Annotated in this window: 24 protein-coding genes; 16 read left to right on the top strand and 8 right to left on the bottom strand. The window is 69.7% G+C overall.

The genetic code is table 11. The features are described 5' to 3' along the window. Positions 1 to 33: 33 nt before the first annotated feature. Together GKS42_RS19590 and GKS42_RS19585 are read right to left on the bottom strand one after the other, a co-directional pair. A complete protein-coding gene (locus GKS42_RS19590; protein ID WP_154795350.1) occupies positions 34 to 882 on the bottom strand; it encodes an ABC transporter permease in 849 nt (282 codons plus the stop codon). Next, positions 879 to 1,838, bottom strand: a complete 960-nt coding sequence (locus tag GKS42_RS19585; RefSeq protein WP_154795349.1) for an ABC transporter ATP-binding protein — start codon at positions 1,836 to 1,838, stop codon at positions 879 to 881. The genes GKS42_RS19590 and GKS42_RS19585 overlap by 4 nt, the downstream gene beginning before the upstream one ends. Before the next feature lie 331 nt (positions 1,839 to 2,169). Between GKS42_RS19585 and GKS42_RS19580 the strand changes: the two genes are divergently transcribed. The 3 genes from GKS42_RS19580 (at position 2,170) to GKS42_RS19570 (ending at position 4,635) form a co-directional block, all read left to right on the top strand. After that, the gene (locus GKS42_RS19580; RefSeq protein ID WP_154795348.1) at positions 2,170 to 3,060 is read left to right on the top strand and encodes a Bax inhibitor-1/YccA family protein; all 891 of its coding nucleotides are present in this window, start codon (positions 2,170 to 2,172) and stop codon (positions 3,058 to 3,060) included. Positions 3,061 to 3,163: 103 nt separating this feature from the next. Then, positions 3,164 to 4,153 (top strand): acetylxylan esterase, encoded by a 990-nt coding sequence (locus tag GKS42_RS19575; protein WP_154795347.1) that lies wholly within the window; start codon positions 3,164 to 3,166, stop codon positions 4,151 to 4,153. 80 nt (positions 4,154 to 4,233) lie between these two features. Next, positions 4,234 to 4,635, top strand: coding sequence for an FKBP-type peptidyl-prolyl cis-trans isomerase (locus tag GKS42_RS19570; protein ID WP_154795346.1), 402 nt, complete (start codon positions 4,234 to 4,236; stop codon positions 4,633 to 4,635). Positions 4,636 to 4,711: 76 nt separating this feature from the next. Here the strand turns inward: GKS42_RS19570 and GKS42_RS19565 are convergent, their stop codons facing one another. Then, a complete protein-coding gene (locus tag GKS42_RS19565; RefSeq protein ID WP_168217907.1) occupies positions 4,712 to 5,689 on the bottom strand; it encodes a class I SAM-dependent methyltransferase in 978 nt (325 codons plus the stop codon). Positions 5,690 to 5,818: 129 nt separating this feature from the next. Next, positions 5,819 to 6,511, bottom strand: coding sequence for a peptide-methionine (S)-S-oxide reductase MsrA (msrA, locus tag GKS42_RS19560; protein ID WP_232847757.1), 693 nt, complete (start codon positions 6,509 to 6,511; stop codon positions 5,819 to 5,821). Between the two features lie 139 nt (positions 6,512 to 6,650). On the opposite strand from msrA, the gene GKS42_RS19555 reads away from it, so the two are divergent. Together GKS42_RS19555 and ilvA are read left to right on the top strand one after the other, a co-directional pair. After that, complete coding sequence (locus GKS42_RS19555; protein ID WP_154795344.1) at positions 6,651 to 7,874, top strand: AI-2E family transporter; 1,224 nt, start codon at positions 6,651 to 6,653, stop codon at positions 7,872 to 7,874. Between the two features lie 10 nt (positions 7,875 to 7,884). Continuing rightward, positions 7,885 to 9,087: a threonine ammonia-lyase gene (ilvA, locus tag GKS42_RS19550; protein ID WP_154795343.1), complete on the top strand. Its 1,203-nt coding sequence runs from the start codon at positions 7,885 to 7,887 to the stop codon at positions 9,085 to 9,087. Positions 9,088 to 9,165: 78 nt separating this feature from the next. Here ilvA and greA read toward each other — a convergent pair whose 3' ends face one another. Further along, positions 9,166 to 9,645 carry a transcription elongation factor GreA gene (gene greA / locus GKS42_RS19545; protein ID WP_232847756.1) on the bottom strand — a complete coding sequence of 160 codons (480 nt, stop codon included), beginning with the start codon at positions 9,643 to 9,645 and terminating at the stop codon, positions 9,166 to 9,168. A gap of 277 nt (positions 9,646 to 9,922) precedes the next feature. Here greA and GKS42_RS19540 point away from each other — a divergent pair, with 277 nt between their 5' ends. Together GKS42_RS19540 and GKS42_RS19535 are read left to right on the top strand one after the other, a co-directional pair. Beyond that, positions 9,923 to 11,677 (top strand): hypothetical protein, encoded by a 1,755-nt coding sequence (locus GKS42_RS19540; protein WP_154795342.1) that lies wholly within the window; start codon positions 9,923 to 9,925, stop codon positions 11,675 to 11,677. Between the two features lie 7 nt (positions 11,678 to 11,684). Next, a complete protein-coding gene (locus GKS42_RS19535) occupies positions 11,685 to 13,136 on the top strand; it encodes a hypothetical protein (protein ID WP_154795341.1) in 1,452 nt (483 codons plus the stop codon). A 24-nt stretch (positions 13,137 to 13,160) separates the two neighbouring features. On the opposite strand, the gene GKS42_RS19530 is transcribed toward GKS42_RS19535, so the two are convergent. Next, complete coding sequence (locus GKS42_RS19530; protein WP_168217906.1) at positions 13,161 to 13,592, bottom strand: DUF4307 domain-containing protein; 432 nt, start codon at positions 13,590 to 13,592, stop codon at positions 13,161 to 13,163. A 93-nt stretch (positions 13,593 to 13,685) separates the two neighbouring features. Here GKS42_RS19530 and mca point away from each other — a divergent pair, with 93 nt between their 5' ends. Genes mca through GKS42_RS19515 form a run of 3 tightly spaced genes read left to right on the top strand, consistent with a single transcriptional unit; the run spans position 13,686 to position 15,663 of the window. Continuing rightward, the gene (gene mca / locus GKS42_RS19525; protein WP_435529649.1) at positions 13,686 to 14,564 is read left to right on the top strand and encodes a mycothiol conjugate amidase Mca; all 879 of its coding nucleotides are present in this window, start codon (positions 13,686 to 13,688) and stop codon (positions 14,562 to 14,564) included. Continuing rightward, positions 14,564 to 14,821 carry a hypothetical protein gene (locus GKS42_RS19520; protein WP_154795339.1) on the top strand — a complete coding sequence of 86 codons (258 nt, stop codon included), beginning with the start codon at positions 14,564 to 14,566 and terminating at the stop codon, positions 14,819 to 14,821. The genes mca and GKS42_RS19520 overlap by 1 nt, the downstream gene beginning before the upstream one ends. Further along, positions 14,818 to 15,663 carry a nitrilase-related carbon-nitrogen hydrolase gene (locus tag GKS42_RS19515; RefSeq protein ID WP_154795338.1) on the top strand — a complete coding sequence of 282 codons (846 nt, stop codon included), beginning with the start codon at positions 14,818 to 14,820 and terminating at the stop codon, positions 15,661 to 15,663. Before GKS42_RS19520 ends, GKS42_RS19515 begins: the two co-directional genes overlap by 4 nt. A gap of 22 nt (positions 15,664 to 15,685) precedes the next feature. Here GKS42_RS19515 and GKS42_RS19510 read toward each other — a convergent pair whose 3' ends face one another. Both GKS42_RS19510 and trhA read right to left on the bottom strand, forming a co-directional pair. Next, on the bottom strand, positions 15,686 to 16,648 hold the full coding sequence (locus GKS42_RS19510; protein WP_154795337.1) for a PPK2 family polyphosphate kinase: 963 nt from the start codon (positions 16,646 to 16,648) through the stop codon (positions 15,686 to 15,688). A 57-nt stretch (positions 16,649 to 16,705) separates the two neighbouring features. Next, entirely contained in the window at positions 16,706 to 17,422 is a 717-nt protein-coding gene (trhA, locus tag GKS42_RS19505) for a PAQR family membrane homeostasis protein TrhA (RefSeq protein ID WP_154795336.1), read from the bottom strand. Between the two features lie 185 nt (positions 17,423 to 17,607). Here trhA and GKS42_RS19500 point away from each other — a divergent pair, with 185 nt between their 5' ends. The 6 genes from GKS42_RS19500 (at position 17,608) to GKS42_RS19475 (ending at position 25,037) form a co-directional block, all read left to right on the top strand. Continuing rightward, positions 17,608 to 18,369 (top strand): isoprenyl transferase, encoded by a 762-nt coding sequence (locus tag GKS42_RS19500; RefSeq protein ID WP_154795335.1) that lies wholly within the window; start codon positions 17,608 to 17,610, stop codon positions 18,367 to 18,369. Between the two features lie 357 nt (positions 18,370 to 18,726). Then, positions 18,727 to 20,082 carry an RNA 5'-3' helicase PhoH2 gene (gene phoH2 / locus GKS42_RS19495; RefSeq protein ID WP_154796847.1) on the top strand — a complete coding sequence of 452 codons (1,356 nt, stop codon included), beginning with the start codon at positions 18,727 to 18,729 and terminating at the stop codon, positions 20,080 to 20,082. 117 nt (positions 20,083 to 20,199) lie between these two features. Continuing rightward, positions 20,200 to 21,741 (top strand): UDP-N-acetylglucosamine 1-carboxyvinyltransferase, encoded by a 1,542-nt coding sequence (locus GKS42_RS19490; protein ID WP_154795334.1) that lies wholly within the window; start codon positions 20,200 to 20,202, stop codon positions 21,739 to 21,741. A gap of 211 nt (positions 21,742 to 21,952) precedes the next feature. Beyond that, positions 21,953 to 23,224, top strand: a complete 1,272-nt coding sequence (locus GKS42_RS19485) for an extracellular solute-binding protein (protein WP_154795333.1) — start codon at positions 21,953 to 21,955, stop codon at positions 23,222 to 23,224. Then, positions 23,221 to 24,192 (top strand): carbohydrate ABC transporter permease, encoded by a 972-nt coding sequence (locus GKS42_RS19480; RefSeq protein ID WP_232847755.1) that lies wholly within the window; start codon positions 23,221 to 23,223, stop codon positions 24,190 to 24,192. The genes GKS42_RS19485 and GKS42_RS19480 overlap by 4 nt, the downstream gene beginning before the upstream one ends. Further along, the gene (locus tag GKS42_RS19475) at positions 24,192 to 25,037 is read left to right on the top strand and encodes a carbohydrate ABC transporter permease (protein WP_154795332.1); all 846 of its coding nucleotides are present in this window, start codon (positions 24,192 to 24,194) and stop codon (positions 25,035 to 25,037) included. The genes GKS42_RS19480 and GKS42_RS19475 overlap by 1 nt, the downstream gene beginning before the upstream one ends. Positions 25,038 to 25,048: the final 11 nt, after the last annotated feature.

The raw sequence follows: 25,048 nt of genomic DNA, 5'->3' as shown, positions 1-25,048 counted from the left end.
GATCTCCCGCCGGCGCCTCCTCTGGTTGAGTGCTCAGGCGTCCCTCCGACGCAGGAGCACTGCGGCGGCCGTCAGCGCGGCGACCACCCAGATCATGAGGACCCCGAAGCCGGCCCACGGGGTCAGCACCGCACCGAGCTGCTCACCCTCGATGATGCGTGCGCCGGCCGTGCCCAGCAGATACGGGGCGATGTCCTGGATCAGCTGGATCTGGATCGAGCCGAGGATCGGCAGCAGCAGCAGCATCCCCAGGACGCTCGCGATTCCGGCGGCCGCGTGCCGCAGCAGGGTGCCGACCCCGAACGCGAACAGCGCGATGGCCGTCATGTACAGCGGCACGCCGAGCAGGCTCAGTTGGCTGGCCGAATCGCTCAGGTCCACCTGAAGGTCGTACGTGGAGAGCATCGGTGTGGTGACCAGCACCGAGACCGCAACCCCGACTGCGCCGAGCACGAAGGAGGTGAAGGCGACGATCGCGCCCTTGGCAGCAAGGACCGGCAGCCGGGTCGGTACCGCAGTGAGCGTGGACTTGATCTGCCCGGTCGAGTACTCACCGGTAATGATCAGCACGCCCAGCACCGCGACCACGATCTGGCCGAACGCGTAGCCGGTCGTGGCGACGCTGGTGCCGATCACGGTGCCCGTGCCTCCGAGACTGGCTTCCCCTCCCATGCTCTCGGGATTCTGGACGATCTGAGTCATCCCGAAGCCCATCAGCAGGCTGAAGCCGACCATGACCGCGACGGTTGCGACCGCCACCCAAACGGTGGACCTGAGGCTGATGAACTTGATCCACTCCGAGCGCAGGACGCGCCCGAAGCTCAGGTGGTAGCCGTTCGCGTCGGTTGGGCTCACGGGCGCGGTGGCGGTGGCGGCGGTCATCGGTTCGCCCCTTCGGTCTCGGCGACGACGGCGGGTGCGGTCTCCTCGCCGGCGCCGTGGGAGTGGTACTCCACGTCGTCTGCGGTCAGGGTCATGTAGGCCTCCTCGAGCGAGGCCCGCATCGGTGTGAGCTCGTGCAGCACGAACCCGCCCGCGGCGGCTGCCTCGCCGATCTGCTCGGCCGAGAGTCCGTCCACCTTCAACAGCGACGGCTCAAGGGAGGTGACGGTCACGTCAGCGCCCTGCAACCGGGCCACGAGGTCCTCGGCCTGCGGCGAGCGAACCCGCACGCTCGACTTCGTCACGGCGTCGATGACGTCCTGGACGGCGCCGGTGGTGATGATCCGGCCCCGTCCGATCACGATGAGCTCGTCGGCGGTGATCGCCATCTCGCTCATCAGGTGCGAGGACAGGAACACGGTCCGGCCCTCGTCGGCCAGGTAGCGCACCATGGTGCGCACCCACTTCACGCCCTCGGGGTCGAGACCGTTGACCGGCTCGTCCAGGATCAGGGTGCGCGGGTCGCCGAGCATCGCCGCGGCGATCCCGAGCCGCTGGCCCATCCCGAGGGAGAAGCCACCCACCCGCTTGCCGGCCACGGCGGCCAGGCCGGTCATGTCGATGACCTCGTGCACCCGGGCCTTGGAGATGCCGTGGGTCGCGGCCAGGCCGCGCAGGTGATTGGTCGCGCTGCGGCCGGAGTGCACGGCCTTCGCCTCGAGCAGTGCCCCGACCTCGCGCAGCGGTGCCCGGTGCTGGACGTAGGGCTTGCCGTTGACGGTCACCGAGCCGTGGGTGGGCCGGTCGAGACCGACGATCATCCGCATGGTGGTGGACTTCCCGGCGCCGTTCGGCCCGAGGAACCCGGTCACGCGACCGGGGTTGACGGTGAAGGAGATATCGTTGACGGCGACTTTGTCACCGTATTTCTTGGTCAGGCCGTGGGCCTCGATCATCGGGCCAGCCTCGCTTCCGGGTCGACGGTTTGGGGTGCTGGGCTCAACGCTAGGACCTCGCGCGGGCCACGCCCACCTGCGTCAGACGGATCTTCGCGCGATCTCCTCTCGCCCACTCGGGTGAGAGCCTCATCCGATCGGCGGAGATCGCCGATCGGGGTGTGGCGTTCGGGAACACGCGCGGGCACGCGGGCGTTCTACGGTGTGGAACCATCTCTTGGATCACTAGCCGGTCCGCCGGGTACGTGCCCCTAGGATGGGACATGACGGCCCATGCACGTCGGGCCGGCCGCGAAGGTGGCCGGGGCGGCGCGACCTTCGGAGGCATTGAATGGCAAATCCCTTCTTCACGAACTCCGCGGAGTTCGGCAAGAGCAAGCCGAGCTACCCGCCGGTGAACCCGTACGGGCAGCAGGCTCAGCCCGGCTACGGCCAGCCGAACGCACAGCCCTACGGTGCGACGGCGACCCAGGGCTACGACCCGCAGTTCGCGTCCGTCGAGCAGTCCTACTACGGTCCCGACGCCGGCCCGGCGCAGACCGGTCGGCTCACCTACGACGACGTGATCATGAAGACGGGCGGGGTACTGGCGGTCGTCATCGGCGTCGCGGTCCTGGCCTGGTTCGCCGTTCCGCTCGAGATGCGCATGCCGGTCATGTTCATCGGCCTCATCGGCGGATTCGTGCTCGGCCTCGTGAACGCGTTCAAGCGCGAACCGAGCCCGGCGCTGATCATCGGCTACGCCGCGTTCGAGGGCGCCTTCCTCGGCATGATCTCGGGTGTCTTCGAGACCATGTGGCCCGGCATCGTCATCCAGGCGGTCCTCGCGACGTTCGTGACGTTCGCGGTGACGCTCGCGCTGTTCAAGAGCGGCAAGGTGCGGGTCACCCCGAAGTTCACCCGCTTCCTGCTCATCGCCGGCGCCTCGTACCTCGTGTTCTCCCTGGTCAACCTCGGCCTCATGGTGTTCGGCGGCATGGACGGATTCGGCCTGCGCAGCCAGGAGGTCTTCGGGATCCCGCTCGGCCTGATCATCGGTCTGTTCGCAGTCGGTCTGGCCGCGATGAACCTCATCTGGGACTTCGACTCGATCAGCAAGGGCATCCAGAACGGCGCCCCGGCCAAGATGGCCTGGTCCGCAGCCTTCGGGATCACGATCACCCTGGTCTGGCTGTACCTGGAGTTCCTGCGGATCCTCGCGATCCTGCGCGGCAGCAACTGATCCGGTCCAGCCCGGCGTAGCCCGTCACCGGCGCGTCACCCCTCGTGGGGTGGCGCGCCGTTGTCGTCACCGCCGGTGCCGTGTGCACCGCTACGGTAAGCGCATGCCGCTCTTCGACCTGCCGCACGCGCAGCTCATCGACTACCGTCCCGACGTCGCCGAACCGGCAGACTTCGACGAGTTCTGGTCCGGCACCCTTGCCGAGGCCCGGACCCACACCACCCCCGTCGTGGTCACCGAGGTGGACTCCGGGCTCACCCACGTGGACGTCTTCGACGTCACCTTCCCGGGTTTCGCCGGACACCCGATCAAGGCCTGGTACGCCCGCCCCGCGGGCGTCACCGACGCGCTGCCGATCGTCGTCAACTACATCGGCTACAGCGGTGGGCGTGGGCTGCCCCACGAGCAGTCCCTGCTGCCCTCCGCGGGGTACGCCTACCTGAAGATGGACACCCGTGGCCAGGGCTACTCCGGCAACGGCGGAGACACCCCGGACCCGGTCGGAAGCGACCCGGCGGCGACCGGCTACCTGACCCGCGGCATCGCGGACCCGGCCCAGTACTACTACCGGCGCGTGTTCACCGATGCCGCCCGCGCCGTCGACGCGGCACGCGCGCTGCCCGGGGTCGACCCGGACCGCGTGATCGTCTCCGGCGGCAGCCAGGGTGGCGGCATCGCGACGGCGGCCGCGGCCCTGGTCCCGGACGTCGCCGGCGCGATGGTCGACGTACCGTTCCTGCAGTACTTCCGCCGCGCCGTCGAGATCACGGCGAACCTGCCGTATGCGGAGATCACCAACTACCTCGCCGTCCACCGGCTGTCCGTGGACCGGGTCTGGGAGACGCTCTCCTACTTCGACGGCGTGAACCTCGCCAAGCGCGCGCAGGCACCGGCCCTGTACTCGGTCGCGCTGATGGACCCGGTGTGCCCGCCGTCGACCGTGTACGCGGCCTACAACGCCTACGGCACGGGCACGGGGGTGCCGGCGGCCGTCTCGAAGCAGATCGAGGTGTACGGCTACAACGGCCACGAGGGTGGCGCCGGGTTCCAGGTCGCAGCGCAGCTGCGCTGGCTCGCCGACCTGCTCGGGTGAGGCGATCGCCCGGGGCGAGGTCCGCCGTCGGGCGTTTAGGCTGGCACTGATCACTGACACCGAATCCGAGAAGAGGATCCATGACTTCCCTGCCCACGGCTACTGGTTCGTTCGGCGACAAGCCGGCACTGAGCTTCCCCGAGAACGCGGCGCCCGCCGATCTGGCCGTCCAGGTCATCAGCCAGGGTGACGGCGCTCTCGTCGAGGCCGGTCAGACGATCGACGTCAACTACCTCGGCCAGATCTGGGGCGGCGGCATCTTCGACAACTCCTACGACCGCGGCTCCTCGATCCAGTTCCCGATCGGCGTCGGCGCCGTGATCGCCGGGTGGGACAACTCCCTCGTCGGCCAGCCGATCGGCTCCCGGGTGCTCGTCTCGATCCCCCCGCACGAGGGGTATGGCCCGAACGGCATGCCGCGCGCCGGAATCAAGGGCACCGACACCCTCGTGTTCGTCGTGGACATCATCGGCGCCTCCTGACGGCATCGACGACGCGAACGCCGAACGGGGCCGCCCGGACCAGATGGTCCGGGCGGCCCCGTTCTCGTGTAGCTGGCTACTTGCGCAGACCGAGACGACGCAGCACTCGCCCGACCTGTGAGCGGATGCGGCGGGTCACCGGGACCGCGCCGGGCGTGGAGTGGTTCCTGGCCGGCTCGGCGGCGCCGTCCGCCGCGTCCTCGCCACGGACGAGAATCACCAGGGCCTGCGGGAACAGGACGTTCGCGGGCACCCACTCCACGATCGAGAAGCCGGCCGAACCCCAGACCCGCTTGACGTACTCGACGGGCGCCGCTGCCCAGCCGTAGTAGTCGCCGGTGCGAACCTCGCCGCCGCCGCTGCCGGCGAACTGGATCTCGCCCCGGTCGAAGCCTGCGCGCGCGGCGTCGACATCCTCGAACGTCGTCGCCAGCGACGCCGCGAAGTCGTCGGCCTCGCCCGCCTCCACGGCCGCCCGGGCACCGGCGACCTGACCCATGAACTGGTCGTCCAGGACCGTGATCGCCACGACCCCGCCCGGCCGCACCACGCGCGCGAACTCCTTCGCCCACGCCTCGTGCGCGGGGCCGGACAGGTGCGAGAACACACTGAACGCCACGGCGAGGTCGAACCTTCCCCGCCCGAGGACCGTGGGTGGGAACGGGTCGACCGTCATCGCGTTGATGCCGGGCAGCGTCACGTTCACCAGCGTGGTCATCTCCGGATCCACGTCGAGGGCGTGGATGTGCGTCGGCTCGGTCTTCGCGAGCAGGAACCGGGAGATGCGGCCCCAGCCCGAGCCGAAGTCGATGATGCGCTTCGCGTCGGCGACACCGGATCCGGTGTGCTTCGTGGCCATCTGGTCGACGACCTTCACGAACGTCTCGGCCTCGCTGTAGGCGGCTTCGTAGGAGAGGCCGACGAACTTCTGCTGGATCTCCTGCGGCGGGTTCGGAGGGGTCGCCGCAGCGACGTCGATCGCCTCCGGCAGGGCCTCGAGTGACGGCGCCGATGAGAACTTCAGCACCCGGTCCGAATGGGGGGAGTCTGCCACGTCTGGCCTTTCCTCGTCGAAGAGCGTTCGGCGCCACAGTAGCCGGTCGCTGCGCCCTGGACCGGACATCTGCATGGCGACCCGCCGCGCCGTCCGGGCTATCGCCGGCACGGGCGGCGCTCGCTCGGATCAGGACGCCGACGGCGGCACGATGTCGGTCTGGGCCGGTACCTGGTCCTGGCTCAGGATCCCGATCGGGCAGCTCATCCCGTTCGGGCCGTGGTTGCAGTAGCCACCGGGGTTCTTGTCGAGGTACTGCTGGTGGTAGCCCTCGGCGTAGTAGAAGGTGCCCGCGTCCGCGGCCGGGGCGAGTTCGGTGGTGATGTCGCCGAAGCCGTGCTCGCGGACCACGGTGTTGAACGCCTCCCGGCTGGCGCGCACCAGTGCCGCATCGGCCGGGTCGCTCCAGTAGATCGCCGAGCGGTACTGGGTGCCCACGTCGTTGCCCTGGCGGTTGCCCTGGGTCGGGTCGTGGTTCTCCCAGAACTCGGCCAGGATCCGTTCCAGGGAGATCTGCTTCGGGTCGTAGGCGACGATGACCGCCTCGGTGTGCCCGGTACGGCCGGTGCACACCTCGTCGTAGGTGGGGTTGGGTGAGTAGCCGCCCATGTAGCCGGCCGCGGTGGTCACGACGCCGGGCAGACGCCAGAAGATCCGTTCCGCACCCCAGAAACACCCCATCGCCAGGAAGACGGTCCGAGTGCCCTCGGGCCAGGGGCCCTGCAGCGGAGTGCCGAGCACCGTGTGGGTCGCCGGGACCTGGTAGAGCGGACGCTCGTGGCCCTCCATCGCGTCCTCGCGGCTGACCATCGCCGTTTGCATGCGTGCTCCGAAGATCATCCGTGGTACCTCGTTTCCGTCGCTGCGCCGATCCGGCGCACAGTTGACAACACTGCGCTCACGTCACCTGTTCCGGCCCCGGTGGGCCGTAGTCTGATGGCCGGAACCTTGGAAGGACACCATGTCGAACGATGACCGCGGCAGTGCCGCAGACCCTGAGGTCGGGCACGTTCCTGAATCTAGCCCGGTTGTGCCGGAGGACGTCGATGGGCAGAACCTCCCCACCGATGAGCCCGAGCGGAGGGCGCCGGTGCTCAAGACCTACCAGGGGCCGGTACCGCCGCCGGTGACCGCCGCTGCGGCGTGGTCCTGGCGCCTGGTGGTGATCGTGGCTGCCGTGGCGCTGGTCGGTGTGGCCCTCGTCCAGATCAAGACCGTCGCGATCCCGGTTCTCGTGGCCGCCCTGCTGACCGCCCTGCTGTCCCCGGTCACGAACTGGCTGAGTCACCGGGTCCGGTTGCCGCGGACGCTGGCGGTGGTCGCCACCCTGCTGCTGGTGGTGCTGTTCCTCGGGGGGCTGCTGACGCTCGCGGGCAGGTCGGTGATCAGCGGGTTCGCCGACCTTGCCGACACCGCTTGGGACGGGATCGAGACTGGGATCGCCTGGCTGAGCTCGGGCCCCCTCGCGCTGAGCGAGGAGACCATCAACTCCTACGTCGATGCCCTGCAGCAACAGCTCTCCACGAACATCGACTCGATCCTGTCCGGGGCGTTGTCGGTGACCACGTCCGTCGGGCACGTGCTGGCCGGTGCCCTGATCGCCCTGTTCTGCCTCTTCTTCTTCCTCAAGGAGGGCACCACGATCTGGGGCTGGATCGTCCGGCTGTTCCCCAAGGTCGCGCGGGAGCGGGTCGCCGGCGCCGGGATGCGGGGCTGGACCAGCCTGAGCGTGTACGCGCGGACCCAGATCGTCGTCGCGTTCATCGACGGGGTCGGCATCGGCCTGGGTGCCTGGCTCCTCGGGGTGCCGCTGGCACTGCCCCTCGGCATCCTGGTCTTCCTCGGCTCGTTCATCCCGATCATCGGCGCCGTGCTCACCGGCGCCGTTGCCGTTGCCGTTGCCCTCGTGGACCAGGGACCGTTCCGAGCGCTGATCATGCTGGCGATCGTGCTCGGGGTGCAGCAGCTCGAGAGCCATTTCTTCCAGCCGGTCCTGATGAGCCGGGCGCTCAAACTGCACCCGGTCGCGGTGCTGCTCGCGGTCGCGACCGGCACACTGATCGGCGGGATCGTCGGGGCGCTGTTCGCGGTGCCGATCGTCGCCGTCGTCAACGCGGTGATGAACTACCTGAACCACCCGGGCACCGCCGACCCGGACCTGATAGAAGTGAGGGCGAAGACATGAGGACGGGAGCGTGACCGTCGACCTCGCGAGGATCCGGGCTGCTGCCGCCGAGCTCGAGGGCGTGATCCAGCGGACCCCGATCCAGTACAGCGGGGCACTGAGCGCGATCGCAGGCGCCGAGGTCTGGCTCAAGTGCGAGAACCTGCAGACGGGTGGCTCGTTCAAGATCCGCGGCGCCTACACCCGCATGCTCCGACTGTCCCCGGAGCAGAAGGCCGCCGGGGTGCTCGCCGCGAGTGCCGGCAACCACGCCCAGGGGGTTGCCCTCGCTGCCCGGATGCTCGGCATCCCCGCGACCATCTACATGCCCGTCGGGGCCGCTCTGCCGAAGCTGGCGGCGACGCGCGGTTACGGGGCCGAGGTTCGCCTGCACGGCGCGACCGTGGGGGAGGCTCTCCAGGAGGCCCGCGCGGAGGCCGAACGGACCGGACGTGAGGTCATCCACCCGTTCGACCACGAGGACATCGTGACCGGCCAGGCCACGATCGCCCTCGAGATCGCGGAGCAGGTCCCGACCGTGCGCACCGTGCTGGTGCCCACCGGCGGTGGCGGCCTGCTCGCCGGGGTGGCGACGGCACTGCACGAGATCCTCGGCACCGACATCGAGGTGGTGGGCGTCCAGGCCGAGGGGGCGGCAGCGTACCCGGGCTCGATCAGCGCCGGGCACCCGGTCGCGTTGGCCACGATGAAGACCATGGCCGACGGGATCGCGATCGGCGAGCCCGGGAGGATCCCGCTCGAGATCGTCCGCCGTGAGGTGCGGCAGGTGGATCTGGTCAGCGAGGAGGACCTGAACCGCGCGATGCTCCTGCTCGCCGAACGGGCCAAGCTGGTCGTGGAGCCCTCGGGCGCCGCGGGCGTGGCGGACCTGCTCGCCCGGCCCGGCGTGCACGAGGGGCCGATCGTGGTGATCCTCTCCGGCGGCAACATCGACCCGCTGGTGCTGATGAAGGTGCTCCAGCACGGGATGGTGGCCGCCGGGCGTTACCTGCAGGTGCACGTGCGCGTGCCGGACACCCCCGGGAACCTCGCCGGCCTGCTCCGGGACCTGGCCGGTCTCGGGGCGAACGTGCTGGACGTGGCGCACGTCCGCACGGCGGCGGGACTCGCCGTGGACGAGGTGGACATCGCGGTCGAGTGTGAGACCAAGGGGCCCGAGCACTGCACCGACGTGGTCCGCTCGCTCACCGACCGCGGCTATCGGGTGCGGTAGGCCGCAGACGCCGCTGCCCGCCGGACCGGGTGGTCGAGCGGGCAGCGGGGCGTCGTCGGGCCGGGCCCGACGGGGCGGTCAGCCTGCGAAGGGCTTCGCCTTGGTGATCTTGACCTTGACCGTCGTGCCGTTCGGGGTCTTGTACTCGACGGTCTCGCCCGTCTTGTGACCGAGGATGGCCGTGCCGAGGGGAGAGCTCGCGGAGTAGACGTCGAGGTCGGTGTCGCCGGCGACCTCACGGGATCCGAGGAGGAAGGTCATCTTCTCGCCGCCGACGGTGGCCGTGACCACCATGCCGGGCTCGACGATGCCGTCGTCGGCCGGGGCTTCGCCGACCTGGGCGCCGCGGAGCAGCTCGTCGAGCTGTCGGATGCGGGCCTCCTGCTTCGCCTGCTCCTCGCGAGCGGCGTGGTATCCGCCGTTCTCCTTGAGGTCTCCCTCTTCGCGGGCAGACTCGATCTTGTCGGCGATCTCGGTCCGTCCCTCGCCCACGAGGTGGTCGTACTCGGCCTTGAGACGGTCGTAACTGTCCTGCGTAAGCCACGTGGTTTCGGACACGGTTCCTCCTTCATCTACGTTCGAGCCCCAGCGCGTGACCACGACGGTCAGGTCACAGGCGGGCGAGAGTTCCATTTGCCCGGGCTGGATGCCGTTGCGGACCGCACCGGGGCGGTGGAAAAGGTCAATTATACCTGTCGGGCGCATTCTCGTGGCCAATGGATAGTTCGATCCATGTCCTGAGACCTCGGATCGAGCGGTGCCACCGACCCGTCGCGATAGGCTGGCTGCGGCCGATCAGGGCCTCGATGGAGCCGAAATCGAGAGGGGGCGCGCCATGAGTCACGTGGCACCGCCACCCGGGCCCGATCCGGCTCGTCCGCACGATCCTGATGGTGCGGCGACGCCCGGCACGCCCGAGAAGTCAGCGCCGCCCCAGTGGATCCCGCCGGGCCCGCCGAGCCCGTACGTCCAGGCCCAGCCGGCGCCGCGGCCGGGCGCTCACTTCCCGGAACCCGTTCGGCGTGTCGCAGCGCCGTCGGCGGCACCGGCCCCGTCCGGCGCCGCGACCGGAGGCTGGTCGCCACCGGGCGGAGCCAGGCCGTCGGCACAGCCCCAGGGCCCGACACCGTCCTACGGGTACCGCTACCGCGACATGCCCGCCTACCCGGCGCCGCAGTTCCCCCAGCAGGCACCACCGCCGCCGCGCCGGCGCGGCGGACCGCTGCCCGGCTGGGTGATGGCCCTCGGCGCCGTCCTGGTGGTCGCCCTCGTGGTGCTCGCCTCGCTGGTCTTCATCCAGGACCGCAACGCCGGCCCGACGGCGGATCCCGACCCGGACACGATGCCCACCGACGACGGGTACGGCCGCCCGAACACCGAGCCCGACGGTCGCTTCACCGGCACCCACCTGGGCGAACAGCTGAACGCCGCGCTCGCGACGCGGGACCGGGAACTGTTCTTCAGCTACGTGGGCGGCGACGCCGTCGCACCGCTGTCGCTGTGGTGGGACAACATGGAGGTCCTCGGCTGGAGCCGTGGCGTGTTCTCGATGCAGGGCCTGCAGAACGCCAACTACCGGGACAACACCGCCATCCAGAGCGTCCAGCTCGGCGCGGTGACCGCGGGCTCGCCCACCATCCCGGCCGACTCCGACCATCCGGACGCCGGCCGCGCCTACGCACCGGTGAACGACTACCGCGCCACGATCGCCGTCAGCGACGACGGCGCGAGCGGGCTGATCACGGGCTGGGAGGTCGAGGACGACCCGGCGCCATGGGACCTCGAGCCGCTCTACGCCGTGATCACGGAGCACTCGGTGGTGGCCGGCTACGAGGACGAGTCGGAACTGGTCGACTCCGTCGCCGAGGCGGCCGAGGAGAGTGCGCGCTGGGTCGTCGACCGGTACGAGAGCGAGACCGGGGTCGCGAACGCTCAGCGGTTCCTCTCCTTCTACAGCGATGACATGGACCGCTTCAACAGCTGGTTCATCAACCCGGACGAGATCGACGGCTGGACCGGGGACCGCGCGGGCACCCTGTTCCCACAGTCGCGGCCGTTCCCGAGCGCCGGTGTCCCGGACGACATCGCCTCCGGTGGCTGGGACGCCACGGCCGGCGGCATCGTCACGGTCGGACCCAACGGACTGGCGTACGGGATCGCGGACACCCAGGACACGATCACGCACGAGTTCATCCACGCGATCCATGAGGTCAACGTGCCCCGGGCGGCCTACGCCGGGCCCATCGTCACCGAGGGCTGGGCAACGTACAACGAGTCGCTGTTCCAGGGGCACGGCACGTACGCCACCCGGCTGAGCTACACCGGCCGGGTGCTCCGGGGCTGTGTGGCGGACCTGGACGGCTCGTTCCCGTCGCCGCGGGACTTCGACGACGTCGACGACGTCAGTTGCGCCTACGCCCTCAGTGGCAGCGTCTACGCCTATGCCGACTCGCTCGGCATCGACGTGTTCGAGCTGTCCGACACTGCCCTCGAGACCGGGGACTCCCTGACCGAGACGGCGGACGAGATCGGAGACGTCGAGCTGACCGAGGACGGATGGGCCGGCTGGCTCGGGTCGAACTTCGGCTAGAACCCGCATGCCCGACGAGCAGACCCCACCCGCCCCGGCCGCGCTCCCGCCGCCACGTAGGACGCGGTCGAACACCGTCCGCATCGTCGCGATGCTGTTGGTGCTGGTCATCGGGGTGCCGGTCATCGGGTTCACGCTGATCGACCTCGCGAAGGGTGCCGGAGACGGTCCGACCGTCGGCAGCCCTTCGCCGCCGACCGGCCCGACCGCAGCGGCCGACCAGGACCCGAGCAGCGGGTCGTTCACGGGATCGGACCTGGAGGAGGCGCTCAACATCGCCCTCGCGAGCCGGAACCGGGCGGCGTTCTTCTCCCACGTCGAAGGGGCCGCCGTCGAGCCGCTGAACCTCTGGTGGGACAACATGGACCGGATCGGCTGGTCCGAGGGTGCTCTCTCGATCCTCGGGCCGGAGTCCGTCGGGTACGCGGACCACACCGTCACTGTCACGGTGACCCTGGGTGCGGCCATGACCTTCTCGCCGAGAGTGCCCGCCGGCACCGATCATCCCGACGCCGGGCTGACCTACGTGCAGAGCCTGCGGTACAGCGCCACCATCCGGGTCACCGACGGCGGCACCAGCGGCGTGATCAGCGAGTGGGGCACGTACGAGCAGGTCGCACCGTGGGACGTCGAACCGCTGTACGTGGTACAGACCGAGCACGCCGTGATCGCCGGGTACCAGGACGAGTCGGCGCTGGTCGACCGGGTCGCCACGCTGGCCGAGTCCGCCGCGGCCTACGTCATCGACGCGTACGAACACGAACGCGGCTACGCGCCGGTGCAGCGGATGCCGCTGTTCATCACCGAGGACACCGCGCGCTTCGAGCGCTGGTTCTCGTCCTCGGACCCCGCACCGATCTCCGACTGGTGGCCGGACCGGTCGGGCACGAACTTCACCCTGGCCAGCCCCGCCGCCACGGCAGGGCTCGGTGCCCATGTCGCGACGGGCGGGGATGCCGGCGGTGTGGTCACCATCGGACCGAGCGGGATCCTCCACGGGGACACCTTCCTGCACTCGACGATGGCGCACGAGTTCGCGCACACCATGGCTGCGGCGATGCTGCCGGACCGGACCGGTCGGGACCCCACCGTGAGCGAGGGCTGGGCGACGTTCCTGGAGGGCCGGTTCGAGAGCGACGGCAGGGAGTTCGCCCCGCACGGCGTGTTCGGCAACTGGGACACCCCGATCGGGTCGCGGATCAGGCAATGCTACCTGACCCGGTTCACGGGTCGGTTCCCGGTGGACACCGACTTCGTGGACGAGGAGACCTCCAACTGCGCCTACGCGATCGCGGCGACGGTCTACTCCTACGCGACGACGATCGGGATCAACGCCTACGCGTTGGCGGAGACGGCCGAACGGAACGACCAGACCCTGCCGCAGGCCGCGCGGACGCTCGGCGGGCCAGAACTCGACGAGGCCGGTTGGGTCGCGTTCGTCGCCGAGCACTGGGCCTGAGCCCAAGCCGGCCGGCGGGGCCGTTCAGTCGGTGAGGGTGCAGGCGCGGACCAGGCCGGTGGTGGCCAGTTCGCTGGTCGCCACCTCGGACGTGATGCGCACCGTGTCGGCGGACTGCGGCCCGATCTCAACCTCGAGCAACCCGACCTGGCCGTAGCCGGTGCTGAGCGCCTCCAACGTGCACACCGCGGTGCGCTCGGCCGGCTTCGTGACGTCGAAGGTCACCCGAACCGACTCGGAGTCCACCACGTGGAAGCCGACGTCGCGGCTGTCCACCGAGGGAGCGAACATGTCGATGGCGATCCAGACCAGGACCGCGATCCCGGCGGCGGCCAGCACCCCGATCAGGACACGTGCCCGCAGTCGGCGCGCACCGCCGTCGGACCGACGGCCGTAACGGTCCGCGAGCAGGGCCGACGAAGGTTCGTTCTCGGCCCGGGCCGGTGCCTGCACCACGCGTACCATCCTTAGACTGGGGGTCGCCCGCGCGCGGAGTTCCGCCGCGCGCCTTCGTGCCCATTGTCCCACCGCCGATCCCAGGAGGATCACTTGGCTGCGCAGAACCTGCGGCTCATGGCCGTGCACGCCCACCCCGACGACGAATCGAGCAAGGGCGCGGCGACCATGGCGCGGTACGCCGCCGAGGGCGTGGAGGTCCTCGTCGTCACCTGCACCGGTGGCGAGCGCGGTGACATCCTGAACCCGCGACTCGAGAACGATCCCGAGGTGCTCCGGGACATGCCCGGCTACCGGCGCCGGGAGATGGCTGCCGCGGCGGCCGCGCTCGGCGTCTCGCAGCGGTGGCTCGGTTTCGTGGATTCCGGCCTGCCCGAGGGCGACCCGCTGCCCCCGCTGCCGCCGGGGTGCTTCGGCCTCGAGCCGCTCGAGGTGACCACCGAGGCCCTCGTCCGGGTGGTCCGGGAGTTCCGACCGCACGTGATGACCACCTACAACGAGAACGGTGGCTACCCACATCCGGACCACATCATGACCCACCGGGTCTCGGCCGCGGCCTTCGACGCCGCTGCCGACCCGGACGCGTTCGCCAGTGCCGGTCCGGCCTGGGAGATCGCCAAGTTGTACTACGACCACGGCTTCTCCCGCGCCCGCGTCACCGCGATCCATGAGGCGACCCTGGCCGCAGGCAAGGAGTCGCCGTACGCCGACTGGCTGGAGCGCTGGGGGGACCGCGACGACCGCGCGGACAAGGTGACCACCCGGATCGAGTGCGCCGACTACTTCGACCAGCGCGACCGGGCCCTGCTCGCCCATGCGACCCAAATCGACCCCGACGGCTTCTTCTTCGCCGTGCTGCGGGAGATCGAGCGGGAGGCGTGGCCGTTCGAGGAGTACGAACTGGCCCGGTCCCGGGTCGAGACGGCCGTCCCCGAGACGGACCTCTTCGCCGGTATCAGGGAGACGGCGTGATGGCCTCGGCCGTGTCGGTGCTGCCGCAGGTGCTTGCCGACGAGATCCCGGACCCGAGCGTCGTCACGCCGGGCGTGGGCGGCTTCGCCGTGTTCTTCTTCCTCGCCGTGGTGCTGTTCTTCCTGGCCAGGTCCCTCGGCAAGCACATGCGGCGCGCCCGGACGAACGCGGCCACCCAGGAACGGACCGACGGCGACGCGACCGGCACCGCCGGCACCGCTGACCCCACCGACCCGCCGGACGGCGCGCGGCCATGAGCACGCTCCCGGTGGCCGTGGCGCAATTGAGCGCCGGGGTCGACCCCGAGGAGAACGCCCGCCTGGCCGTCGCGGCGATCGCGGACGCGGCCGCCGACGGGGCGAAGCTGGTGGTGCTGCCCGAGTACACCGCGGGCTGGGCGCCCCGGCTGAGCCTCGACCTGGCCCAGCCGGCCGACGGTCCGTTCGTGCGGGCGGTCGCCGACGCCGCGCGGGCCGCGGGCGTGCACGTCGTGGTCGGCACGATCGAGACCGGTCCGGTCGCAGGCGGCCCGACGGCGGCCCCGGGCCGGGCATCGAACGTCGCCGTCGCGATCGGTCCGGACGGGCGTGTGCTGGGCCGCTACGTGAAGGTGCACCTGTTCGACGCGTTCGGAACTCGTGAGTCGGACGTGCTCGCTCCCGGCGAGCCCGGGCCGCAGAACACGCTCGTCCTCGACGTCGACGGGTTCCAGGTGGGCATCGCCACCTGCTACGACCTGCGCTTCCCGGAGACGTTCCGGGTCCTGGCCGACGCGGGCGTGGACGCGCTCGTGGTGATCGCGGCCTGGGCCGCGGGGGACGGCAAGGTGGCACAACTGCAGACCCTGGCCCGCGCCCGCGCCCTCGAGAACACGAGCTACCTGCTCCTGGCGAGCCAGAGCGGTCCCGGCCGCAGCGGGCACAGCGCGGTCATCGATCCGTTGGGGGTGCCGGTCGCCGAGGCGGACGCCGCGGACACGGTGACGCTGCGCGCGGACCTGGACTCCGCCGTCGTGAGCAGCGTCCGCGACGCGGTGCCAAGCCTGCGGCACCGCCGCTACCGGGTGGTGCCTGCCGACGTGACCGAGGTCGACCGCTAGGAACGGTCGACCACGAGGGCACCTACTTCTTCTTGCCCTTCTTCCCCTTCTTGTCCTTCTTGTCCTTCTTGTCCTTCTTGCCGTGCCCGCCGCTGTCCTCGTTCTCTTGGGCCTGGTAGCCGGGGTCCGCCATGGTGGCGGCCAGGCGCGTCTTCTCCTTCTCGAGGTCGAAGTCCCCTTCGGGCCAGGACAGGTCGAGGCCGACCAGCGCCTGGTACAGCAACTCCGTGACCGCGATCCGTGCGTACCACTTGTGGTCGGCCGGAACGACGTACCAGGGCGCAGCCTCGGTGGAGGTGCGTTCGAACATCTCCTGGTAGGCGTCCTGGAACTCGTTCCACTTGAGCCGCGTGTCCACGTCGCTGGGGTTGTACTTCCAGTGCTTGTCGGGGCGCTCGAGCCGTTCCCGCAGCCGCGCGCCCTGCTCGTCGTGGGAGACCATCAGGGCGACCTTGATCACGGTGGTGCCGGAGTTGATCACCTGCCGGTCGAACCTGTTCAGCTCGGCGTAGCGGCCCTCGTTCTCCTGGGCGGGCTCCAGCCCGTCCACCTTGACCACGAGCACCTGTTCGTAGTGGGACCTGTCGAACACGCCGATGCGCCCGGCCGGCGGGAGGGCCCGGCGGATCCGCCAGAGGTGGTGGTGCTTGCGCTCGGTCTCGGTGGGCACGCCGAACGACGCGAGGGCGACACCCTGCGGGTCGAGCATCCCGAGCACGTGCCGCACGATCCCGCCCTTGCCGGAGGTGTCCAAGCCCTGCAGCACGAGCAGGACCGACCGGTCGCCGCCGGTGCGACCGTGGGCGAACAGGCGCTCCTGGAGGTCGGAGAGTTCCTCACCGCGGGCGGCCATGGCCACCTCAGCCGCAGCCTTGCCCGCCGACCAGCCGGGAGTGGCGTCCCGGTCGAGGTCTGCGAGCGTGAAGTCCCGGCCAGCGCGCAGCGACTCCACGGGTGATTCGTCCCAGTCAGCGTCCTTGGCCATGCGGATCTCCCTCGGCGGCGCGGCGGTGGTGGTGGGCACAGCCTAGTGGCGCGTCGGTCACACCGCCGAGAACGCCGCCAGCCCGATCGCGATAGCGTGAGCGGAGTAGCCGATGACGGTCCCGGTGTGGAAGATCTCGTGGAATCCGAACCAGGTGGGGATCGGGTTCGGACGCTTGAAGCCGTAGGCGGCCGCGCCGAGGGTGTAGCCGAGCCCGCCGGCGATCACCAGGAGGGCGATGGCCGGCCCGCCGTTCGTCCAGAACGCGGGCAGGAAACCGACCGCCACCCACCCGAGCGCCACGTAGACGGGCACGTAGAACCACCGTGGTGCGCCGAGCCAGAAGATCCTGGCGAGCAGTCCGGCGACCGCGCCGCCCCACACGAGCCAGAGCAGCAGCGTGGCCGTGCCGGCTGGCAGGAGCAGGACCGCCAGCGGCGTGTAGGTGCCGGCGATGACCAGGAAGATATTCGCGTGGTCCATCCGCCGGAGCACCGCGAATGCCCTCGGTGACCAGGTGCCGCGGTGGTAGATCGCGCTGGTGCCGAACAGGATCACCGTGGTGAGCGCGAACACGGCGGTGCTGATCTTGGCCGCCGGCGTGGTCGAGCCGACCACCAGGACGATGCCGACGATCAGCGCGATGGGGGCCATGATCGTGTGGATCCAGCCACGTAGCCGCGGCTTGGCCTCGGGTGCCGGGACGGCGGGGGAGGCCACGGGGGCGTCGACGCTCACCGGAGGCCGGCGTCGGTGCGCTCTGGTGCGTGCCATGGAGGCCCCTTCTTCGTCTCGGTGCAGGCTGGGTCGTACCGTTGGAGGCAACAGTCCTTACGCCATCGTAGGTTACGCAAGCGTAGGTCCGCGCACCGGTCGAGAGTTGTAGCGTGTGCCTGCACCCCGACGGTGCGAGGGACGATCGGGTGCAGGCACCCACGCGAGGAGGAGCGGAAACCGAGATGCGGCCACCGAACTTCCTCTACGGCATCTACGAGCGCAAGCTCGCGAACCAGTTGCACGGCCGACCGGTACCGCATCACATCGGTGTGATGCTGGACGGGAACCGTCGCTGGGCGCGCTCGGTGGGCCTGGAGACGGCGCAAGGTCATCAGGCCGGGGCGGACCGGATCACCGACCTGCTCACCTGGTGCGAGGAGGTGGGTGTCGGGGTCGTCACACTGTGGATGCTCTCCACCGACAACCTCCGGCGCGACCCCGCCGAGATCACCGACCTCCTCGAGATCATCGCCGCCACAGTCGCGAAGCTCGCCACCACCCGACGTTGGCGGTTGCGGATGGTCGGGGAGCTGGACCTGCTGCCGGAGGAGATCTCCGACCGGCTGCGCGCGGCCGAGGCCCTCACCGCGGACGTGGACGGGGTGCACGTCAACATCGCCGTCGGCTACGGCGGGCGCCACGAGATCGCGAACGCGGTGCGCTCGCTGATCAAGGAGTACACGGAGCAGGGACGCTCGCTGGAGGACCTCACCGACGCGGTCACCGTTGACAAGATCGCCGAGCACCTCTACACCAAGGGCCAGCCCGACCCCGACCTCGTCATCCGCACCTCCGGGGAGCAGCGGCTCGGTGGCTTCCTGCTCTGGCAGAGCGCGCACAGCGAGTTCTACTTCTGCGAGGCCTACTGGCCGGACTTCCGCCGGGTGGACTTCCTGCGCGCCCTGCGCTCCTTCGGTGAGCGAGAGCGGCGCCTCGGTCGCTGACGAGAGCGCGGGTCACGGCGGGCTGCGGACGTCCCGAATGTGTCCGGGAGGTGAACTCTTCGCGGTTCGCCGCGCCACGCCGCGTCGCTCCCACGCGTAGCTCCGGTGCGGTCGTAGCGTGGTCATCACTGGGTGGCACTCCGGTCACCCACCGGGAGGCCAGCCCATGGAGCACACGCTCAGGTGGGAGAGGGGCCGCCGGCCCCTCGTCGGGCCGACCGCCCTCACCCCGCACCCGCAGCGCGGCAATGCGCAGCGGAGCAGGTCCATCTGGAGGAGCTACCAGTGACCCGTGAGTCCCTCGCGTTCGACGATCCGATCCCCGGCACATCGAAGGGCGGTGAGGGACTCCCCGGCGTGCTGCCGGTCCCCGATCCCCACACCGCCCCTGACGGCACCGACGGCGCACGCGTCACCTATGTCCTCGACACCTCTGTGTTGCTGTCCGACCCGCGCGCGATCTACCGGTTCGCCGAACACGACGTGGTGCTGCCGATCGTCGTCATCACCGAGTTGGAGGCCAAGCGCCACCACCCCGAACTCGGCTACTTCGCACGCAGCGCGCTGCGGATCCTCGACGACCTTCGGGTCAAGCACGGCAAGCTCGACGAGCCCATCGCAGTCGGCGAGGCGGGCGGCACCGTCCGGGTCGAGCTGAACCACTCCGACCCCTCGATCCTGCCCTCGGGCCTGCGCCTGGGTGACAACGACACCCGGATCCTCTCCGTCGCGGCGAACCTTCGCTCCGAGGGGCTCACTGTCCGGGTGGTCTCCAAGGACCTACCGATGCGGGTCAAGGCGTCGGCCGTCGGGATCCGGGCCGAGGAATACCGCGCCCAGCTGGCGGTCGATTCCGGCTGGCGGGGCATGTCAGAGGCGTCCGTCACGGAGTCGGAGATGGCCACGCTGTTCGGTGAGGAGCACCTCTCCATCGCGGACCTGGCGATGGGCGACGGCGTCCGGGACCTGCCGTGTCACACCGGCCTGGTGCTGCACTCGCCCCGCGGCTCGGGGCTCGGGCGGGTCACGCCGGACAAGCAGATCGCGCTGGTCCGGGGCGACCGGGACATCTTCGGGATGCACGGGCGCAGCGCCGAGCAGCGGATCGCGATCGACCTGCTGCTCGATCCGGAGATCGGCATCGTCTCCCTCGGGGGCCGGGCGGGGACGGGGAAGTCCGCGCTGGCCCTCTGTGCGGGGCTCGAGGCCGTGCTTGAGCGGCGCGAGCACCGGAAGGTCATGGTGTTCCGACCGCTGTACGCCGTCGGCGGCCAGGAGCTCGGCTACCTGCCGGGCAGCGAGGCCGAGAAGATGAACCCCTGGGCCCAGGCCGTCTTCGACACCCTCGGCGCGGTCGTCTCCTCGGAGGTCGTCGAGGAGGTCATGGACCGGGGCATGCTCGAGGTGCTCCCGCTCACGCACATCCGTGGCCGGTCCCTGCACGACGCCTTCGTGATCGTGGACGAGGCACAGTCGCTCGAGCGCAACGTGCTGCTCACGGTGCTGTCCCGGATCGGGCAGAGCTCGAGGGTGGTCCTCACCCACGACGTCGCCCAGCGGGACAACCTCCGGGTGGGGCGGCACGACGGGGTCGCCGCCGTGATCGAGGCACTGAAGGGGCACCCGCTGTTCGCCCACGTCACCCTGACCCGCTCCGAGCGGTCCCCGGTCGCGGCCCTGGTCACCGAGCTGCTGGAGGGCATCGAAGCCTGATCTCCGGTGCCGACCTCATGCGTGCAGCGCATGAGGTCGGCACCCGATCTGGCGACACGCGCTGTGTTCCATCTCACTGAACCTCGCAATATCTCAGATGTGAGATATCGTGACGCCATGACCGTGATTGAAGAGACCGATACCTCCGTCGCCGAGATCGGCACCCTGATCCGTGGGGCTCGTCAGAACAAGGGCTTGACCCAGAGCCAGCTCGCCGAGCGCCTGAACACCTCCCAGAGCGCCATCGCCCGGATCGAGCAGGGCAGTCAGAACCTCTCCGTCGAGCTTCTCACGCGGATCAACCGCGCCCTCGAGGCCGATCTGCTCTCCATCGGTGCGCCGCGGGCCTCGCACCTGCGGGTGACCGGCGGTCAGCAGCTCTCCGGCACGATCACGGTCAAATCGTCCAAGAACGGTGCGGTCGCCCTGCTCTGCGCCTCGCTCCTGAACCAGGGCCGGACCCGGCTGCGCGGTGTGGCTCGGATCGTCGAGGTCGACCGGATCGTGGACGTGCTCCGGTCCATCGGGGTCAAGGTCACCTGGTCCGCCGACGGCCACGACCTGGATATCGTCCCGCCCGCCCACCTCGACCTGGACGCGATGGACGCCGATGCCGCGAAGCGCACCCGCAGCATCATCATGTTCCTCGGACCGCTTCTGAACCGGAATCCGGACTTCGAGCTGCCGTACGCCGGCGGTTGCGACCTCGGCACCCGGACCGTGGAGCCGCACATGATCGCGCTGCGCCCGTTCGGGCTGGAGGTGGTGGCCACTTCCGGCGCCTACCACGCCACCGTCGCGCCGGACCGCCCGCAGGACATCAAGGTGGTCCTCACCGAGCGCGGTGACACGGTCACCGAGAACGCCATCATGGCAGCGGCCCGGCACCCGGGGGTGACCACCATCCGCAACGCCAGCTCGAACTACATGGTCCAGGACCTGTGCTTCTATCTCGACCTGCTCGGGGTGCGGATCGACGGAGTGGGTACGACCACGCTGACGGTGCACGGCCTCGCCGACATCGACTCGGACGTCGACTACGCCCTGGCCGAGGATCCGATCGAGGCGATGAGCCTGCTCACGGCCGGGATCGTGACGCATTCCGAGATCACCGTGGCCCGGGTGCCGATCGAGTTCATGGAGATCGAGCTCGCCACCCTCGCCGAGATGGGACTGCGGTACGTGCTCTCCGAGGAGTACCCGGCGGCGAACGGACGAACCCGCCTGGTGGACGTGACGGTCAAGCCGAGTGAGCTGAGGGCGCCGATCGACAAGATCCATCCGATGCCCTTCCCCGGGCTGAACATCGACAACCTGCCGTTCTTCGCCGTCATCGCGGCCTGCGCCTCGGGGCACACGCTGATCCACGACTGGGTCTACGACAACCGGGCCATCCACCTGAGCGTCCTGACCCGCCTCGGCGCGGACGTGCGCCTGCTCGACCCGCACCGCCTCGACATCAACGGCCCGACCCACTGGTCCGGCGCCGAGGTGAGCTGCCCGCCCGCGCTGCGTCCCGCCGTCGTCATCCTGCTCGCCATGCTTGCCGCGAAGGGCACCTCCGTGCTCCGCGGGGTGGACATCATCGCCCGCGGCTACGAGCAGCTGCAGGAGCGACTGATCGAGCTCGGCGCCCAGATCGAGACCTTCCGGGACTGACCACCCGCGGGCCTGCGCCGGTGCCCGCGATCTCGTTCACGCCTCGACGGATGTGAGCGTGATCGCGGGCACTCGCCTGCGTGGTGCGTCCCTCCGGTCCGGGTGGTACGGGCCGGCGCTCGACGTGCGCGCTCGCCCGATCGGGTGTTGGCTGTCGCCTGAGATCAGTCGATGACGCGATCTTTGGGGAGGTCTGGTGCGACGAAACCGAATGGTTGCGGCGACCGCCGGAGCAGCACTCGTGGCGACCCTCGCCGCGTGTGCGCCCGACGATGGCCCACCGACGCTGAACTGGTACATCAACTCGGACAACGGTGGCCAGGCGCAGATCGCTGCCGAGTGCACCGAGGCGGCGGACGGTGCGTACACCATCGAGACGGTGCTGCTGCCGCGGGATGCCGCCGCCCAGCGCGAGCAGCTCGCGCGACGTCTGGCCGCGGAGGACCGCTCGATCGACCTGATGAGCCTGGACCCGCCGTTCATCCCCGAGCTCTCCGAGCCCGGCTTCCTGGCGCCGATCCCCGACGATGTTGCCGAAGCCGTCTCCGAGAACGTGGTGCAGGGCTCGCTGGACTCGGCCACCTGGAACGACGAGCTCGTCGCGATCCCGTTCTGGGCCAACACCCAGCTGCTCTGGTACCGCGAGTCCGTGGTCGAGGAGGCCGGGCTGGACATGTCGCAGCCGGTGACCTGGGACCAGCTGATCGAGGTGGCCACCGACCAGGACCTCTACCTCGCGGTCCAGGGCATCAAGGGGGAGTCCCTCACCGTCTGGATCAACGCCCTGATCGCCTCGGCCGGCGGTGAGATCATCACGAATCCCGGCTCGAGCGCCGAGGACACCGAACTCGGTCTGGAGACCGACGCCGGGCGCGAGGCCGCGCGGATCATGGGGCAGATCGGCAGCGAGGGCCTGGGCGGGCCGGGCCTGCCGACCTCCGACGAGTCCGCGTCGCTGCGGCTCTTCCAGGGCGATGACGCCTCCTTCATGGTGAACTGGCCGTTCGTGTGGACCTCCACCCAACAGGCGGTCGACGACGGCCTGCTCGAGGAGTCCGTGCTCGACGACTTCGGCTGGGCGCTCTACCCGGCGGTCACCGAGGGCACGGACTCCGCACCCCCGGTGGGCGGGATCAACCTCGGCGTCGGTGCCTTCAGCGAGCACACCGACCTGGCCTTCGAGGCCGCACAGTGCATCGTCACCCCCGAGCACCAGGCGTTCTACATGGTCAACGACGGGAACCCGGCCTCGAACACCGAGGCCTACGAGGATGCCGAGGTCCAGGAGACCTTCCCGATGTACGAGATGATCCGGGACTCCCTCGAGCAGGCCGCGCCACGGCCGCAGACGCCGCTCTACAACGAGATCAGCACCGGGTTGCAGGAGACCTGGTACCCGGTCTCCGACGTGAACCCGGACACGTCTCCGGAAGCGGCCACCGAGCTCATCACCGCCGTCCTGCGAGGGGAGCGTCTGCTGTGAGTCACAGTGCGAGCGGGCCTGCGACCGGTCCCGACGTCAAGGAACGCGCCGCGCGCCGGAAGCCGCGCGCGAGCGACCGGGCCCGATCCGAGGCCCGGCTCGGTCTGATGCTCGCGGCGCCGGCGTTCGTCGTGATGGTCGCCGTGACGCTCTACCCGATCGTGCAGGCGTTCATCGACTCCCTCTCCAGGATCCGGCTGACCGCCCCCGACGCCAACGAGTTCGTCGGGTTCGGCAACTACGCGGTCGTGCTCACCGACCCGGTGTTCTGGTCCGCGATGGGGGTGACTCTGTTCATCACGGTGGTGACCGTCCTGGTCGAACTGGTCATCGGCTTCGCCCTCGCGCTGGTCATGCACCGAGCCATCCAGAACCTGCGCGGCGCACTTCGCACGGCGATCCTGGTGCCCTACGGCATCATCACGGTGGTCTCGGCGTTCGCGTGGTTCTACGCCTTCGACATCAGCTCCGGGTACGTGAACTCCTGGTTCGACTGGGTCCCGGGGGTCAGCGAGGACCTGAACTGGTTCGCCTCCCAGGGGACGAGCCTGTTCGTGATCATGGCCTCGGAGATCTGGAAGACGACCCCGTTCATCTCGCTGCTGCTCCTCGCCGGCCTCGCGCAGGTCCCGGGGGAGCTGGAGGAAGCGGCGAAGGTGGACGGGGCCACCAGCTGGCAGGTGTTCAAGCGCGTGATCGTGCCCAACATGAAGGCCGCGATCATGGTGGCCGTGCTGTTCCGGGCACTGGACGCGTTCCGCATCTTCGACAACGTGTTCGTCATGACGAACGGCGCTAACGGCACCACCGTGCTCTCCCTGCTTGCCTATCGAACGTCCATCGGGCGCCTCGAGATCGGACTCGGCTCCGCCGTCTCGGTGCTGCTCTTCCTGTCCGTGGTCGCCATCTGCTTCGTGGCGATCAAGCTCTTCAAAGTGGACCTCTCGAGTGCGCGAGGAGGCAACTGATGGCTCTCACTGGACGCCAGAAGATGTGGTGGGCCGTCATCACGGTGCTGGTACTCGTCTACGCGCTGTTCCCGGTGTTCTCGATCCTGGCGACGTCGTTCAAGTTGCCGGGCGACCTCACCTCCGGCAAGTTCCTGCCGACCACCTGGACGTGGGAGAACTACGCGCAGATCCTCAGCCCGGACGGCTCCGCCCGCGACCTGTTCCTGCCGGCCCTGCGCAACTCCATCGGCATCTCGCTGATCGCGACGCTGATCGCGGTGGTGCTGGCCACCGTGGCGGCATACGCGATCGCCCGGCTGGACTTCCCCGGAAAGCGGCTCGTGCTGACCACCGCGCTCGGGGTGTCGATCTTCCCGGTGATCTCGATCGTGACGCCGCTGTTCAACATCTGGCGCTCGATCGGGCTGTACGACACCTGGGCCGGGCTGATCATCCCGTATCTCTCGCTGACGCTGCCGATCTCGATGTGGACGCTGGCGGCCTTCTTCCGGCAGATCCCCTGGGAGCTGGAGCAGGCCGCGCAGGTCGACGGAGCCACCCCGATGCAGGCGTTCCGCAAGGCGATCGTGCCGCTGGCCGCGCCCGGTGTGTTCACCACGGCCCTGATCGCGTTCTTCATCGCGTGGAACGACTTCGTCTACGGGATCTCACTGACCTCCACCAGCGCCGCTCGACCGGTGCCTGCCGCACTGGCGTTCTTCACCGGGGAGTCCTACTTCGAGGATCCCACCGGCGCCATCTCGGCGGCCGCGGTGGTGGTCACCATTCCGGTGATCGTGCTGGTGTTGCTGTTCCAACGACAGATCGTGGCCGGACTGACCCAGGGAGCCGTCAAGGGCTGACCGCCCTGACG

The organism is Occultella kanbiaonis (genome assembly GCF_009708215.1).
In the GTDB taxonomy this organism is placed as follows: Bacteria; Actinomycetota; Actinomycetes; order Actinomycetales; family Beutenbergiaceae; genus Occultella; species Occultella kanbiaonis.
The sequence above is the reverse complement of the archived record's forward strand: the minus strand, read 5'-3'. Positions and strand labels throughout refer to the sequence as shown.